15 protein-coding genes are annotated in these 13,693 nt (G+C 66.8%); 7 read left to right on the forward strand and 8 right to left on the reverse strand.

Annotated features, from left to right (window positions below):
• Positions 1-45: 45 nt before the first annotated feature.
• Positions 46-294 (reverse strand): hypothetical protein, encoded by a 249-nt coding sequence (locus tag ACQCSZ_RS03385; protein WP_427006695.1) that lies wholly within the window; start codon positions 292-294, stop codon positions 46-48.
• 148 nt (positions 295-442) lie between these two features.
• Here ACQCSZ_RS03385 and fdxA point away from each other — a divergent pair, with 148 nt between their 5' ends.
• The 3 genes from fdxA to ACQCSZ_RS03400 all read left to right on the forward strand — a co-directional run bounded on the left by fdxA (position 443) and on the right by ACQCSZ_RS03400 (position 3,446).
• Positions 443-769 carry a ferredoxin gene (fdxA, locus tag ACQCSZ_RS03390; RefSeq protein ID WP_211880778.1) on the forward strand — a complete coding sequence of 109 codons (327 nt, stop codon included), beginning with the start codon at positions 443-445 and terminating at the stop codon, positions 767-769.
• A 13-nt stretch (positions 770-782) separates the two neighbouring features.
• Positions 783-1,931 (forward strand): succinyldiaminopimelate transaminase, encoded by a 1,149-nt coding sequence (dapC, locus tag ACQCSZ_RS03395; RefSeq protein WP_427006696.1) that lies wholly within the window; start codon positions 783-785, stop codon positions 1,929-1,931.
• A gap of 231 nt (positions 1,932-2,162) precedes the next feature.
• Positions 2,163-3,446, forward strand: coding sequence for a citrate synthase (locus ACQCSZ_RS03400; protein WP_427006697.1), 1,284 nt, complete (start codon positions 2,163-2,165; stop codon positions 3,444-3,446).
• Between the two features lie 153 nt (positions 3,447-3,599).
• On the opposite strand, the gene galE is transcribed toward ACQCSZ_RS03400, so the two are convergent.
• A complete protein-coding gene (gene galE / locus ACQCSZ_RS03405; RefSeq protein WP_427006698.1) occupies positions 3,600-4,613 on the reverse strand; it encodes a UDP-glucose 4-epimerase GalE in 1,014 nt (337 codons plus the stop codon).
• A 162-nt stretch (positions 4,614-4,775) separates the two neighbouring features.
• Here galE and ACQCSZ_RS03410 point away from each other — a divergent pair, with 162 nt between their 5' ends.
• The gene (locus ACQCSZ_RS03410) at positions 4,776-5,387 is read left to right on the forward strand and encodes a hypothetical protein (RefSeq protein ID WP_427006699.1); all 612 of its coding nucleotides are present in this window, start codon (positions 4,776-4,778) and stop codon (positions 5,385-5,387) included.
• 55 nt (positions 5,388-5,442) lie between these two features.
• Here the strand turns inward: ACQCSZ_RS03410 and ACQCSZ_RS03415 are convergent, their stop codons facing one another.
• Both ACQCSZ_RS03415 and dapD read right to left on the reverse strand, forming a co-directional pair.
• Positions 5,443-6,294, reverse strand: a complete 852-nt coding sequence (locus ACQCSZ_RS03415; protein WP_427006700.1) for a hypothetical protein — start codon at positions 6,292-6,294, stop codon at positions 5,443-5,445.
• 92 nt (positions 6,295-6,386) lie between these two features.
• Complete coding sequence (gene dapD / locus ACQCSZ_RS03420) at positions 6,387-7,421, reverse strand: 2,3,4,5-tetrahydropyridine-2,6-dicarboxylate N-succinyltransferase (protein WP_427006701.1); 1,035 nt, start codon at positions 7,419-7,421, stop codon at positions 6,387-6,389.
• A gap of 148 nt (positions 7,422-7,569) precedes the next feature.
• Here dapD and dapE point away from each other — a divergent pair, with 148 nt between their 5' ends.
• Positions 7,570-8,724, forward strand: a complete 1,155-nt coding sequence (dapE, locus tag ACQCSZ_RS03425) for a succinyl-diaminopimelate desuccinylase (protein WP_427006702.1) — start codon at positions 7,570-7,572, stop codon at positions 8,722-8,724.
• Between the two features lie 98 nt (positions 8,725-8,822).
• On the opposite strand, the gene ACQCSZ_RS03430 is transcribed toward dapE, so the two are convergent.
• The 4 genes from ACQCSZ_RS03430 to ACQCSZ_RS03445 all read right to left on the reverse strand — a co-directional run bounded on the left by ACQCSZ_RS03430 (position 8,823) and on the right by ACQCSZ_RS03445 (position 12,102).
• On the reverse strand, positions 8,823-9,662 hold the full coding sequence (locus ACQCSZ_RS03430) for an amino acid ABC transporter permease (RefSeq protein ID WP_427006703.1): 840 nt from the start codon (positions 9,660-9,662) through the stop codon (positions 8,823-8,825).
• The gene (locus ACQCSZ_RS03435; protein ID WP_427006704.1) at positions 9,659-10,309 is read right to left on the reverse strand and encodes an amino acid ABC transporter permease; all 651 of its coding nucleotides are present in this window, start codon (positions 10,307-10,309) and stop codon (positions 9,659-9,661) included. The genes ACQCSZ_RS03430 and ACQCSZ_RS03435 overlap by 4 nt, the downstream gene beginning before the upstream one ends.
• A 97-nt stretch (positions 10,310-10,406) precedes the next feature.
• Complete coding sequence (locus tag ACQCSZ_RS03440) at positions 10,407-11,288, reverse strand: glutamate ABC transporter substrate-binding protein (protein ID WP_427006705.1); 882 nt, start codon at positions 11,286-11,288, stop codon at positions 10,407-10,409.
• A 58-nt stretch (positions 11,289-11,346) separates the two neighbouring features.
• Complete coding sequence (locus tag ACQCSZ_RS03445) at positions 11,347-12,102, reverse strand: amino acid ABC transporter ATP-binding protein (protein WP_427006706.1); 756 nt, start codon at positions 12,100-12,102, stop codon at positions 11,347-11,349.
• Between the two features lie 308 nt (positions 12,103-12,410).
• Between ACQCSZ_RS03445 and ACQCSZ_RS03450 the strand changes: the two genes are divergently transcribed.
• Complete coding sequence (locus ACQCSZ_RS03450) at positions 12,411-13,130, forward strand: TIGR00730 family Rossman fold protein (protein WP_427008478.1); 720 nt, start codon at positions 12,411-12,413, stop codon at positions 13,128-13,130.
• Positions 13,131-13,173: 43 nt separating this feature from the next.
• Positions 13,174-13,524 (forward strand): DivIVA domain-containing protein, encoded by a 351-nt coding sequence (locus ACQCSZ_RS03455; RefSeq protein WP_427006707.1) that lies wholly within the window; start codon positions 13,174-13,176, stop codon positions 13,522-13,524.
• Positions 13,525-13,693 lie beyond the last annotated feature (169 nt).

Below are 13,693 nucleotides of genomic sequence, written 5' to 3' on the forward strand. Positions count from 1 at the left end.
AGCGCTAGGGGAGGGCATGTCCAGTGGCGGGCAGCGTGTGCCGGCTCAGGCCGCGGGCGGGCGCGGGGTGCGGCGGGGCGGGGCAGGCGGCACTTCCTTGGCGGCGGCCACGAGCGCCAGCGCAATGACGACGTCGGAGCGCCGGGTGCGGACGGTGCACTCGCCGTCGGACTTGCCCACCAGCTCGCCGAGCGCATCCGTCAGGCCGCCCTCAATGCGGTATCTGACCACCACGCGGGTGCCGAGCGGGGCGTCCTCAAGGAACTGCTGCGGCACAGACGAAGGCGAACTCACCCGTTCATCCTAGCCGCGGCGCCATGTGACGCGTCCGGCTAGGTTCGCGTGAACCGGCTGGGGGATAATAGGCTCAGTAGTCAGCCCGGCGCCCAGGCCGGGACATCATCCGGCCGGTCGCCGGAACCAACGTGGAGAGGCAAGGGACGTGACGTACGTAATCGCGCAGCCGTGTGTAGATGTCAAGGACAAGGCATGTATTGAGGAGTGCCCCGTCGATTGCATCTACGAGGGTGAGCGTTCCCTGTATATCCACCCGGACGAATGCGTGGACTGCGGCGCCTGCGAGCCCGTCTGCCCCGTGGAGGCCATCTACTACGAGGATGACACCCCCGAGGAATGGGCCGACTACTACAAGGCCAACGTCGAGTTCTTTGACGATCTCGGGTCCCCGGGCGGCGCCGCGAAGATCGGCAACACCCACACCGACCACCCGATGATCTCTGCCCTGCCGCCGCAGAACCAAGACAACTAAGGCGGACGCTCCGGTGACATCTGCGCTGCGCAGCTTCGGCCTCAGCCTGCCCGACTACCCGTGGGAGGCGATGGCGCCGTATCTGGCCCGCGCGGCCGCACACCCCGGGGGAGTCGCCAACCTCTCCATCGGCACGCCGGTGGACCCCACGCCGGTCCTGCTGCAGGACGCGCTGCGCGCCGCGGCCAACGCCCCCGGCTACCCCACGGTCCACGGCACCCCGGCGCTCCGGGAAGCCATCGCCGGGTGGTTCGAGCGCCGCCGCGGTGTGCCCGGCCTGGATCCGCACCACGTGATGCCCACCGTCGGCTCGAAGGAGCTCGTGGCCTGGCTGCCGTTCCTGCTGGGCCTGAAGGCGGGCGACGTCGTCGTCCGTCCCACGGTGGCATACCCCACCTACGACATCGGCGCGACGTTCGCCGGCGCGGAGCAGGTGGCCGCGGACGACCTCGACGAGCTCGACGCCGACACCCGGGCCCGGGTGCGGCTGGTCTGGGTGAATTCCCCGGCCAACCCCACCGGCAGCGTCCGGGACATCCCCTCGCTGCGCCACATCGTCGGCCAGGCCCGTCAGCTCGGCGCCGTGGTGGCATCGGACGAGTGCTACGCCGAGCTCGGCTGGGGAGAATGGGATGTCCAGCGCGGCGGCACCCCGGTGCCAAGCATCCTCGATCCCGAGGTCGCCGACGGGTCCCATGAGGGCCTGCTGGCCGTCTACTCCCTGAGCAAGCAGTCCAACGTGGCCGGCTACCGGGCCGCCTTCGTTGCCGGGGATCCGGCCCTCATGGCCAACCTGGTCAACAGCCGCAAGCACGCGGGAATGATCGTGCCCTATCCGGTCCAGGAGGCCATGCGCGTTGCCCTCGGCGACGATTCCCACGTCGTGGCGCAGAAGGACCTCTACCGCGGCCGGCGCCAGCGGATCGTGCCGGCGCTGGAACGCTTCGGGCTGACGATCCACGAATCCAAGGCCGGCCTCTACCTGTGGGCTACCGCAGGCGAAGCCACCTGGGACACCGTGGGCAGGCTCGCGGACCGCGGGATCGTCGTCGGCCCCGGCGTTTTTTACGGGGACGCCGGCAACGGGTTCATCCGGGTCGCGCTGACGGCAACCGATGAACGCATCGATACTGCCGTGGCACGGCTCACCGCGGGACCGTAACAATGCTGTGACACGTGCCACAAGTGGCACGTTTTAGGCCCTTGGAAGGGGCCGCGGATTAGTGCCACCCGCGAAGTGCCGGTACTTTTTAACTGACTATCAATGGTGGCTTTCCACAAGAAGGCAGCGCAGCCTTTGGAATACCTGTCCGAAACAGGTTCCACAGGCCGATTCACCAGAGGTTGGACCAGCTTTCTACACAGAGGCCCCGACGCCTCATGAGGAGACTCCATGACTGAGAACACCAGCGCAACCTTGCGCTATGCCGGCGGCGAGCTTGAACTCCCGCGCATCAAGGTTGTCGAAGGAAACGAAGGTTACGACGTTTCCAAGCTGCTCAAGCAGACCGGCGCCGTTGTCTTTGACCCCGGTTTTATGAACACCGCGGCCACCACTTCCGCCATCACCTACATCGACGGTGACGCAGGAATCCTGCGCTACCGCGGGTACCCGATCGAGCAGCTCGCCCAGCACTCCAGCTTCCTGGAAGTTTCCTACCTGCTGATCTACGGCAACCTGCCCACCCCGACCGAGCTGGACGCGTTCGACCAGAACATCCGCCACCACACGCTGCTGCACGAGGAGCTCAAGGGCTTCTTCGGCGGCTTCCCGCGGGACGCCCACCCGATGCCGGTGCTGTCCTCGGCAGTGTCCGCGCTGTCCACCTTCTACCAGGACTCGCTGGACCCGTTCAACGCGGAGCAGGTGGAGCTGTCCACCATCCGCCTGATGGCGAAGATGCCGGTCATCGCCGCCTACGCCCTGAAGAAGAGCATCGGCCAGCCGATGCTCTACCCGGACAACTCCATGAACCTCGTGGAGAACTTCCTGCGCCTGAGCTTCGGCCTGCCCGCGGAGCAGTACGAGATGGATCCGGTGATCGCCAAGGCCCTGGACCTGCTCCTGATCCTGCACGCTGACCACGAGCAGAACTGCTCCACCTCCACGGTCCGGCTGGTTGGCTCCTCGAACGCGAACCTGTTCGCGTCCGTGTCGGCCGGCATCAACGCCCTCTTCGGGCCCGCCCACGGCGGCGCCAACGAGGCTGTGCTCAAGATGCTCCGCCAGATCCAGGCCGACGGCACGAAGCCCGAGGACTACATGGAGAAGGTCAAGAACAAGGAAGACGGCGTCCGTCTGATGGGCTTCGGGCACCGCGTCTACAAGAACTACGATCCGCGCGCCAAGATCGTCAAGGCCACGGCCCACGAGATCCTGAGCAAGATCGGCGGCAACGACGAGCTCCTGGACATCGCGATGCGCCTCGAAGAGAAGGCCCTGAGCGACGACTACTTCATCCAGCGCAAGCTCTACCCGAACGTGGACTTCTACACCGGCCTGATCTACAAGGCCATGGGCTTCCCGGAGAAGATGTTCACGGTGCTGTTCGCGATCGGACGCCTGCCGGGCTGGATTGCCCAGTGGCGCGAAATGATCAGCGACCCGACCACCAAGATCGGCCGGCCGCGCCAGCTGTACATCGGTGAGCCGGAACGCAACTACCCCTCGGTCTAGGGGTTCCAAACTAACGGCCAGCAGTACGACGGCGGCCCCGCACCTCGGTTGAGGTGCGGGGCCGCCGTCGTACTCGCCTCCGTAGAAGACAACGCGGGGTCACATGCGGCCCATCCCAGCGACCGAAATGGGCGGTATGTGACCCCGCGTTGTTTAGGTGTTGTAGCCGTGCGGGTTGTTTTTCTGCCAGCGCCAGTGGTCCTCGCACATCTGGTCCACCGTCCTGGTGGTGGACCAGCCCAGGTCCGCCAGGGCCAGGGAGGCGTCGGCCCAGAAGGCGGGCAGGTCCCCGGGCCGGCGTCCGGTGACCTCGTAGGGCAGCGGGCGGCCCACGGCCTTCTCGAAGGAGCGCAGCACCTCCAGCACCGAGGAGCCCTTCCCCGAGCCGAGGTTCCAGCGGAACACCCCGGGCTTCTCCGCGACGAAGTCCAGGGCCGCGACGTGGCCCTGCGCGAGGTCGACGACGTGGATGTAGTCGCGCTGGCAGGTTCCGTCCGGGGTGTCGTAGTCGCCGCCGAAGACCATGAGCTTCTCGCGCCGGCCGACGGCGACCTGGGCGATGAAGGGCACCAGGTTGTTGGGGATGCCCTGCGGGTCCTCCCCGATCAGGCCGGAGGGGTGGGCGCCCACCGGGTTGAAGTAGCGCAGCAGGGCGATGCGCCAGCGGGAATCGGCGGCGCCGAGGTCGGTCAGGATGTCCTCGATCTGTTCCTTGGTCCGGCCATAGGGGTTGTTGGCGCCGATCTCCATCTTCTCCAGGTACGGGCTGGGGTTGTGCTCGCCGTAGACCGTCGCGGAGGAGCTGAACACGATGGAGCGGACGCCGTGCCGGTCCATCACGCGGAGCAGGTTCAGGGTGCCGGTGAGGTTGTTGTGGTAGTACCTCAGGGGCTCGCGGACGGATTCGCCGACGGCCTTGAGCCCGGCGAAGTGGATGACGGCGTCGATCGGGTGCGCGGCGAAGACGGCGTCGATGGCGGACTCGTCCACGAGGTCCACGCGGTGGAAGACGGCGGCCTTCCCGCTGAGCCCGGCGACCCGCCGCAGCGATTCCTCGCTGGAGTTCACCAGGTTGTCGATGGCCACGACCTCATGGCCGGCCTCCTGCAGCGACAGGACAGTGTGCGAACCGATGTAGCCGGTCCCGCCAGTAACCAGAATTCTCATGGCATTACGCTATCCCAAAACCTGCGCCCGTCTTTCAATCCCGGCAGGCCCGCCATGCATGCCGTGCGGCGAGCCGTGCGTGAAGCCGCGCGGCCAGCCATTAACGTGCTGTAGCTTCAGGAATACACTGGGAATATACGTCTTGCCAAGGGAGGCAATCGGATGCACCATGCAGGCGGATCTGGCTGGCGGATCACCATGGACACTTCGGGTCCTATGCTCATTGCACTTTACGTTCGAGACGCCGCCGGCCTGGTGACTGCCGGGCATCCTGCCCTCAGCCACGCGGCACCCAAAATCCGCCCCGCGGACCACTCGCACCTGATCGCCGACGTGGGCGGTTTCAGTGCGCTCAAAACCGAATGGGAGGCCTGGTGGGAGCAGCTCCTGAAGGCCTACCCGGAGATGTCCCCGGAGCTGGCCCCGCCGGCTTTCCGGGCCTTCAGCAATTCACCGGCACTCCGGCGGGTGTTGCAGGCGCACTTCGGCGCTGCGCTGACCTGGGCCAGGGAGCGCCGGGGCGAGTACGGGGCACTGGAGGCGGAGCGAGAAGCCAGCGGCGCGGCGCAGGTGCTGGCAGACATGGTGGACGACCGGCTGCTGGAGGTGGGCCGGGCCTCCAACGATTTCGACCTCACCATTATCGAGCTGCCGCTGGCGGAGCCCCGGGCCTGGTATCTGGAGCCGGACAAGATGATCATGAGCCACGAGCTGCTGTCCCAGCCCGAGCTGTTCCGCAGTTATGTGCAGCCCGTGGTGGAGCTCCTGATCTGACGGAAATGCCGGCGCCGCTGCCGGCCCCACGCAGGGACCCGCTACCAGGCGGGAGCTACTGCTCGGGAGCCCCTGCGACCGTCACACTGATCTGCCCGGCCTGCGCCCCTGAAGCCTGCCAGCCGTTGCGCGCCTCCCGGCTCCAGCTGTGCCCGTCCGTCTGCACCTCGGTGATGCCGAGCGACTTGGCATTCGCCACGGCCCATTGCGCCACGGCCCAGGCCTGGGTGCCCCCGGCTTCCACCAGCAGCGTCCTGCCGTCCGAAGACGCCGGAACAGCCCCGAAAGCCGCGGCCAGTTCCGCCTGCACCACGGCCGGATCACCGGCAGCGTCGGGGGAACGCAGCGTGCAGTCAAGTCCTGCGGCGCTCTGGCCGCTCAGCGCGGAGGCGAACGCCTTGGCCATCGCCTCGTGCTGGGCGTAGGCGCCCGGGTATGCGGAGCGCTGGACCCTTTGCGCGGCGTCGGTGATCTCCAGCGACTGGTAGCCCGAGACCTTCATCAGTGCATCGTAGAAGGCGTTGCTCGCGTGATAGGGGTCCATCACCTGCTCCGCTGTGCCCCAGCCCTGGGACGGCCGCTGCTGGAACAGGCCGCGGGAGTCGGGACCGGCCTGGTCGCCGTGGCCGATATTGCGCAGTTTGGATTCCTGCATGGCCGTGGCGAGCGCGATGCTGGCTGCCCGGGGCGGCAGCCCCCGCTGCACAGCGACAGCGGTGATCAGGCCGGCGTTCGCGGCCTGGTCGGTGGCGAGTGCGTCGCCCCCGTCGCCGACGGCCGTGCAGCGTTCGTCTATCAGGGTTTCCGAGCGCTGCAGGAACGCCACCGCGGTGTAGATGCCGCCTGCGACCATCGCAAGGGTCAGCAGGAGCACCATCCGACGGCGCCAACTGCCTCTTCGTGCCACGAAATTACTCCCTCGGGCCCCTCCGGGCCGTTCCATTTCCACGCCGCGTCATCCGCAGGCGGCTTGTCCGCGCCGGGTATCCGGCATCAGCCTTAGTTGGCGTGCAGGTCCTCGTTGAGCTCAACGGTCTGCCCCTTGCGGGGGATGGCCTCCACGGCGCCGGTGGTGGAGTTGCGGCGGAAGAGCAGGTTGGGAACACCGGAGAGTTCCACGGCCTTGACGATCCGGGTGATGTCCTCCCCGTCGGCGTCCTTGGCCCCGGTGACCCGGACGCGCGTTCCGGCCGTCACGTAGAGGCCCGCCTCCACGACGGAGTCGTCGCCGATGCTGATGCCGACGCCGGAGTTGGCGCCGAGCAGGACGCGCTCGCCCAAGGCGATTTTTTCCTTGCCGCCGCCGGACAGGGTGCCCATGATCGACGCGCCGCCGCCGACGTCGGACCCGTCACCGGTGACGACGCCGGCCGAGATGCGGCCCTCGACCATGGAGGCGCCGAGCGTACCGGCGTTGAAGTTCACGAAGCCCTCGTGCATGACCGTGGTGCCCTCGGCCAGGTGCGCACCGAGCCGGACGCGGTCGGCGTCGGCGATCCGGACGCCGGAAGGGACTACGTAGTCCACCATCCGCGGGAACTTATCCACACCGAAGACGGTGACGGCGCCGCGCCGGCGCAGGCGTGCACGGGTCAGTTCGAAGTCCTCGACGGCGGCGGGGCCGAAGTTGGTCCACACCACGTTGGGGAGCTTGCCGAAGATGCCGTCGAGGTTGATGGTGTTTGGCCGGACCAGGCGGTGCGAGAGCAGGTGCAGGCGCAGGTAGGCGTCGGCCGTGTCCGCGGGGGCTTCGTCGAGGTGGATCTGGACGAAGACGACCTTCTGCTCGGTGCCGCGGTCCTGGTCCGCGCCGCTGGCGGCAATGTCGGTCAGGGACTGGTCCGCGTTTTCGACGCCGCGCAGGTTTTCCGCCGCGGTTCCGAGGGCCGGCGCCGGAAACCAGACGTCCAGGACGGTGGCTTCACCGTTGCGGGTCGAGACGGTGGCCACTCCATAGCCGTAGGCAGCGCGGGCCCCGGAGCGGGCGTCGGAGCGGGAGTCGGCGGGCACGGCGGAAGCAGCGGTTTCAGTCATGTCCCAAGTCTATCGAGAGCGCCCGGGGTGGCTGAAACCGGCGTCGCCCAAGTGACTGGCAGAAGTTGTCGTTTTGCCGCCCCTGAACGACAACTATTGCGGGCCAGACGATATGAAGTGAGGGCAGGGCAGCGGATAAGGTGGAACCGTGACTGACTCGGACGCTCCTGCCCCGGCCCATGCCCTTCCCTCGCACGCCCGCCCCCGCCTGGACCTGCGCCAGGATGTTGCCCTCCTCACCGCCGACCTGATCGACATCAACAGTGTCTCCGGCAACGAAAGGGAGCTGGCCGACGCCGTCGAGCAGGCCCTCCGCACCATCCCGGAACTGGAGCTGGTCCGCGACGGGGATTCGATCATCGCCCGCACCAGCCTGGGCCGGCGCGAGCGGGTCATCCTGGCCGGGCATCTGGACACCGTACCGCTGCCGGCCACGGACGGGTCGCTGGGGACCGTGCCCGCCTTCTGGCCCTCCGGGGCGCCCGGCGAAGGCATCCTCTGCGGCCGCGGCGCCACGGACATGAAGGGCGGAGTCGCGGTGCAGCTTGCCCTGGCCGCGACCCTGTTCGACGGCGGCACCGGGCCGGACAGGGACGTCACCTTCGTCTTCTACGACCATGAGGAAGTCGAGGCCGCCAAGAGCGGGCTCGGCCGCCTCGTGCGCAACCACGGGGCCCTGCTGGGCGGGGATTTCGCGATCCTGCTCGAGCCCACGGACGGGACGGTGGAGGGCGGCTGCAACGGCACCATCCGCTTCGAAGCGACCACGTCCGGGGAAGCGGCCCACTCGGCCCGGGCCTGGATGGGCAGCAACGCCATCCACGCGGCGGCCCCGATCCTGGCCCGGCTGGCCGCCTACCAGCCCCTGACCGTCGACGTGGACGGGCTCCAGTACCGCGAAAGCCTCAACGCCGTGAAGATCAACGGCGGCACCGCCGGCAACGTCATCCCGGACCGCTGCGTCGTGGAGATCAACTACCGCTTCGCCCCGGACAAGACCCCGGACCAGGCGGAAGCGCATGTGCGCGAACTGCTGGCAGGGTTCGACGTCGTGCGCACCGACAGCGCCGCCGGCGCGCGTCCCGGACTGACGCACCCGGCCGCCGCGTCCTTCGTCGCCGCCGTCGGAGCGGAGCCGAAGCCCAAATACGGCTGGACCGACGTCGCGCGCTTCAGCGAGCTGGGGATCCCGGCGGTGAACTTCGGTCCGGGCGACGCATTGCTGGCGCACAAGGACAACGAGCATGTCGAGGCCGACGCGATCCGCGAATGCCTGCGGGCGCTGCGGACCTGGCTGGGCTAAGCGGCTCCCGCCGGAAGGCAAAACGGGCGCGCCCAAGAAGCAAAGTGATGGGCCCGGATCCGCAACAGCGGATCCGGGCCCATCACGTTGTTCCGGAACTACTTGGCAGCAGCCTCGACGTTTGCCGGTTCGGCTTTTGCCACACCGCCGGCTGCCTTCGTGGAGCCGCGCCGCTCAATCCAGATCGCCAGCCGTGACACCGAGAAGTTGATGGTGATGTAGATGGCCGCGGCGACGAAGAACACCGGGAAGAGGTACTGGAAGCCCAGGACGTCCGCCATGAGCTGGACCTTCCGGAGCAGTTCCTCGTAGGACACGATGTAGCCGAGCGAGGTGTCCTTGAGCAGGACCACCAATTGCGCCACAAGTGAGGGCATCATCCGCCGGATGGCCTGGGGCAGTTCGATGATCAGGCGGGACTGGAAGCTGGTCAAACCAACGGTAAGGCCGGCTTCGCGCTGGCCTTTGGGCAGCGACTGGATGCCGGCGCGGATGATTTCCGCGAAGACGGCGGAGTTGTACAGCACGAGTCCCGCCACGACGGCGATGAACGGATTGGTGGCGAAGACCAGGAGCACGAAGAACATCATCAGGACCACCGGCATGCCGCGCAGGAATTCCAGCACGATCCGGGTGGGGACCCTGATCCAGGCGACCTCCGAGATGCGCAGGAGGCAGAGCAGCAGGCCCAGGGGAAAAGCGATGACGGCTGCGACGGCTGCGGCGCTGAGGGTGGCGAGGATGCCGCTTCCGATCAGGGCCCAGACATCGGGAATTCCAAAGACGGCCCACCTCTGGGCCTGGAAGATTCCCTGCTGGGCCAGGATCGAGATGGCCCACGCCAGCAGGCCGGCAATGAGGATGATGCCGACGATGGAGCCGACCAGCGATACGCGGCGGGCCTTGGGCCCCGGGACGTCGTAGAGAACCGAACTCATCGCGCGATCGCCACCTTTCGTTCGACGGTGCTGGCCAGGACGCCCAGCGGAACAGTCATGAGCAGGTAGAAGAACGCGACGCCGATCAGCACCCACATGACCTGGTCGCCGTGGGCGTTAGCGAGCTGGCGGCCGTAGCCGAAGAGTTCGAGCACGAAGAATGCGCCGGCCACGGACGAGTTCTTGACCAGCGCGATCAGAATGTTGATCAGCGGTGGAATCACTGTCCGCAGGGCCTGGGGAAGGATGATCAGCGACAGAACCTGGCTGAATTTCATTCCGATGCTGCGCGCCGCTTCGGCCTGGCCGACGGGAACACTGTTCACCCCGGACCGCACGGCTTCGGCGATGAAGGCCGAGGTGTAGATGCTGAGGGCAATGATGGCAGCGACTTCAAACTGCTGGAAGGTCACGCCCAGCCGGGGGAGCACAATGGCCGCAAAAAAGAAGGCAATAGTCAGCGGAGTGTTCCGGACAATCTCCACGTACGCCATGCTGAATCCCCGCAGGGCCGCAACGGGCGAAACCCTGGCCGCCGCAAGGAGGGTTCCCACAAACAGGGCGATCACCCCGGACACAGCGGACAGGAAAAGTGTTCTGAGAAAGCCGTTCCAGTACAGCGGCAGGTTCTCGATAATGACGTCCATGGGATCCTTCAACTGCGATCGGGGGATTGGAACGGACCGGGGAATGGCGGTTGCCGGCGCCCGGCAGGAGCGGGCTCCGGCAACCGCCAGTCCAGGGTCAGTAGCGGTTCAGCGCGGGAAGTTCCGGGGCGGTCTTGATGACCGAGCCTGCCGTGGCTTCCCAGGCCTTCTTGTAGGTACCGTCCTTGGCGAATGCCTCCAGCTGGTCGTTGATCCAGTTGCGGAAGACCGTGTCCTCCTTCTTCAGGCCGATGCCGTACGGCTCCTTGGTGAACGTTTGCTCCGACGCCAGCTTGAAGGCACCGGGTTCCTTGTCCACGAAGCCGGCAAGGATCACGTTGTCCGTGGTGATCGCTTCGACCTGCTTGTTGCGGAGCGGCTCCAGGCAGGCGGAGTACGTCGCGGCCGGAACGAGGATGGCTCCGTACTTTTCCACGATGGTGGCGGCAGGGGTGGAGCCGGTGACGGAACAGACGTTTTTGCCCTTGACGTCCTCCGGCTTGGTGATGGAGGTGTTGTCCTTGTTCACCATCAGTGCCTGGCCCGCCTCGTAGTACGGGCCAGCGAAGCCAACCACTTCTTTGCGCTTGTCGTTGATGGTGTAGGTGGCGACAATGATGTCCACCCGGCCCTGCTGGATGAACGGCTCGCGGTTGGCGGAGACAGTTTCAACCCACTCGATCTTGTCAGCAGCGATCCCGAGCTTGGCGGCAATCAGCTTGCCGATCTCGACGTCAAAGCCAATCGGCTTGCCGTCGAGGCCCTTCTGGCCGAACAGAGGCTGGTCGAACTTGGTGCCGATGGTGATCTTTCCTGCGGATGAAAGCTTGGCCATGGTCGTGTCGGCGGCGAAGCTCGGCTTCTCGGCGACAGGCGGGTTGGAGGTGGAGGAACCGCCGCCGCAGGCGCTGAGGCTCAGTGCCAGGGCCGCGGAGGCAGCAACCAGAAGGGATTTCCTCCGGGACAAAAATGCCTTCATGACATTCCTTTCATTGGACGGCCGCCGTGCGGCGGCCCGGGTGCGAAATCGAGTGGACTCAGTGGGTGAGCAGCTTGGACAGGAAGTCCTTGGCCCGGCTGCTCTTGGGGTTGGTGAAGAATTCTTCGGGAGTCGCGTCCTCGACGATCTTGCCGTCGTCCATGAACACGACACGGTTGGCGGCCTTGCGCGCGAAGCCCATCTCGTGGGTGACCACGATCATGGTCATGCCCTCCTTTGCCAGCTGGATCATGACGTCGAGGACTTCGTTGATCATTTCCGGGTCCAGGGCAGAGGTGGGCTCATCGAAGAGCATCACCTTCGGCTTCATCGCCAGTGCCCGGGCGATGGCCACGCGTTGCTGCTGGCCGCCCGAAAGCTGCGCCGGAAGCTTGGGAGCCTGCTGCCCGACGCCGACGCGTTCCAGCAAGGCCATCGCATCCTTGTCCGCCTGGGCCTTGGCAACGCCCTTGACCTTGATGGGGCCGAGAGTGACGTTTTCCAGGATCGTCTTGTGCGCGAACAGGTTGAAGGACTGGAAGACCATGCCGACGTCGGCCCGCAGCTTTGCCAGTTCCTTGCCTTCTTCGGGGAGTTCCTTGCCGTCGATCCTGATGACGCCGTCGTCGATCGTCTCGAGACGGTTGATGGCGCGGCACAGCGTTGACTTTCCGGAACCCGACGGTCCGATAACAACGACAACCTCACCCTTGCGGACGTTCAGATTGATGTCCTTCAAGACGTGCAGCGGGCCGTAGTGCTTGTTGACGGCATCCAGGGTGACGAGCGCATCGCCGGGCACTTGAGTAGTCATAAGACGAATCTAGCGAACATCAGCGCCCTATGACCGCAATCACTCCCACTTGGTTCAGATCGTGATTCAAGAGATACCTGCACGTCAGGCCGCCGGAGCGCAGCCCCGGGCACGCCCCGCGGGCTGCCGGGGAGCGTGTTCCGCGCTAGCCTATGGGCATGAGTACCGATCGGCAGCATGACCAGGACCAAAATCAGGACCAGAACCCCGCCGGAAAGCCGGCGCCCGAAACGCGCGACACGCCACCGGGAAACGGCATCCGGCACAAGGGTCCGCTGGAGTTGCGGCACAAACAGGCGAAGGTCACGATGTCGGACCAGACCCTGCTCGACACGAAGGGCCCCGGGCAGTTTGTCCATACCGACCCCTGGCGTGTCCTGCGGATCCAGAGCGAGTTCGTGGAAGGCTTCGGCGCGCTTGCGGACCTCGGCCCGGCCGTGAGCGTCTTCGGCTCCGCCCGCACCCTGCCCGGCAGCGCCAATTACGAACTCGCCGTCGAGATAGGCCGGAGGCTGGCCGAAGCAGGCCTCGCCGTCATCACCGGCGGCGGCCCCGGCTCCATGGAAGCGGCCAACAAGGGCGCGGTCCAGGGCAACGGCGTGTCCGTGGGACTCGGAATCGAACTGCCCTTCGAGCAGGCCATGAACCAGTGGGTGGACCTGGGCGTCAACTTCCGCTACTTCTTCGCCCGCAAGACCATGTTCGTCAAGTACGCCCAGGGCTTCATCGTGCTGCCCGGCGGGCTCGGAACCCTGGACGAGCTCTTCGAGGCGATGGTCCTGGTCCAGACCCGCAAGGTGACATCCTTCCCGATCGTCCTGTTGGGCACCGCCTTCTGGAGCCCGATGATCGACTGGATCCGGAGCACCCTGGTGTCCGAAGGCATGGTGGCGGTCGAGGACCTTGAGCTGGTGCAGGTGGTGGATGATCCCGCGCAAGCGGTCGCGCTCGTCGTCGAAGGGGCGTCCCGCCACCGGAACCCCACCGGCAACACCGGGAACGGCGCCGGCGGCGGCATGCGGGGCTGAACAACGGGCCGCCGGCGGCGCCGCCGTCTGGCACGATGGAGCTGTGAGCTTTTTCCTGATTTTCCTGGCGATCGTGCTGATCGGCGTCGCCGTCCTCCTTGCCACCGGCCTGGCACCGAAAATCTTCCGCAGCGTCCGCGGCGGCGGGCAGCCCTGCGCGGACGGCTTCGATGAGCCCGTGGCCTCGCTGCCGCCGGTGCTCCTCCCGGAGAATGCCGGACCGTCCGACGTCGACCGCCTCCGCTTCGCCGTCGGCCTCCGCGGCTACCGGATGGATCAGGTGGACCAGGTGCTGGACGAGCTGCGCGACCAGATCGCTGCCAAGGACCGGAAGATCGCCGAACTCGTAGCGGAACTGGGGCGCCTGCGTGCCGCGGCGGAGCAGCGGCCGTGAGCAGGGAATCCGCGCACGTCCGTGAGGCCTTGAACATCCCCACGCCCGCGGGTACCCCCACGCCCGCGGGTACCCCCACGCCCGCTGGTACCCCCGGCACGGAGCCGGAGCCGGAGCCGGAAGCAGGTGAGCCCGGGCCGTCCGGCACCGGGCCGAACGCCGCGGCATG

Source organism: Pseudarthrobacter sp. H2, assembly GCF_050157045.1.
GTDB lineage: Bacteria > Actinomycetota > Actinomycetes > Actinomycetales > Micrococcaceae > Arthrobacter.

Coding starts and splice junctions, on each gene's coding strand:
- ACQCSZ_RS03400 (WP_427006697.1), top strand. CDS start 2,163: ATGACTGAGAACACCAGCGCAACCTTGCGCTATGCCGGCGGCGAGCTT.
- galE (WP_427006698.1), bottom strand. CDS start 4,613: ATGAGAATTCTGGTTACTGGCGGGACCGGCTACATCGGTTCGCACACT.
- ACQCSZ_RS03410 (WP_427006699.1), top strand. CDS start 4,776: ATGCACCATGCAGGCGGATCTGGCTGGCGGATCACCATGGACACTTCG.
- dapD (WP_427006701.1), bottom strand. CDS start 7,421: ATGACTGAAACCGCTGCTTCCGCCGTGCCCGCCGACTCCCGCTCCGAC.
- ACQCSZ_RS03430 (WP_427006703.1), bottom strand. CDS start 9,662: ATGAGTTCGGTTCTCTACGACGTCCCGGGGCCCAAGGCCCGCCGCGTA.
- ACQCSZ_RS03435 (WP_427006704.1), bottom strand. CDS start 10,309: ATGGACGTCATTATCGAGAACCTGCCGCTGTACTGGAACGGCTTTCTC.
- ACQCSZ_RS03440 (WP_427006705.1), bottom strand. CDS start 11,288: ATGAAGGCATTTTTGTCCCGGAGGAAATCCCTTCTGGTTGCTGCCTCC.
- ACQCSZ_RS03445 (WP_427006706.1), bottom strand. CDS start 12,102: ATGACTACTCAAGTGCCCGGCGATGCGCTCGTCACCCTGGATGCCGTC.
- ACQCSZ_RS03450 (WP_427008478.1), top strand. CDS start 12,411: ATGTCGGACCAGACCCTGCTCGACACGAAGGGCCCCGGGCAGTTTGTC.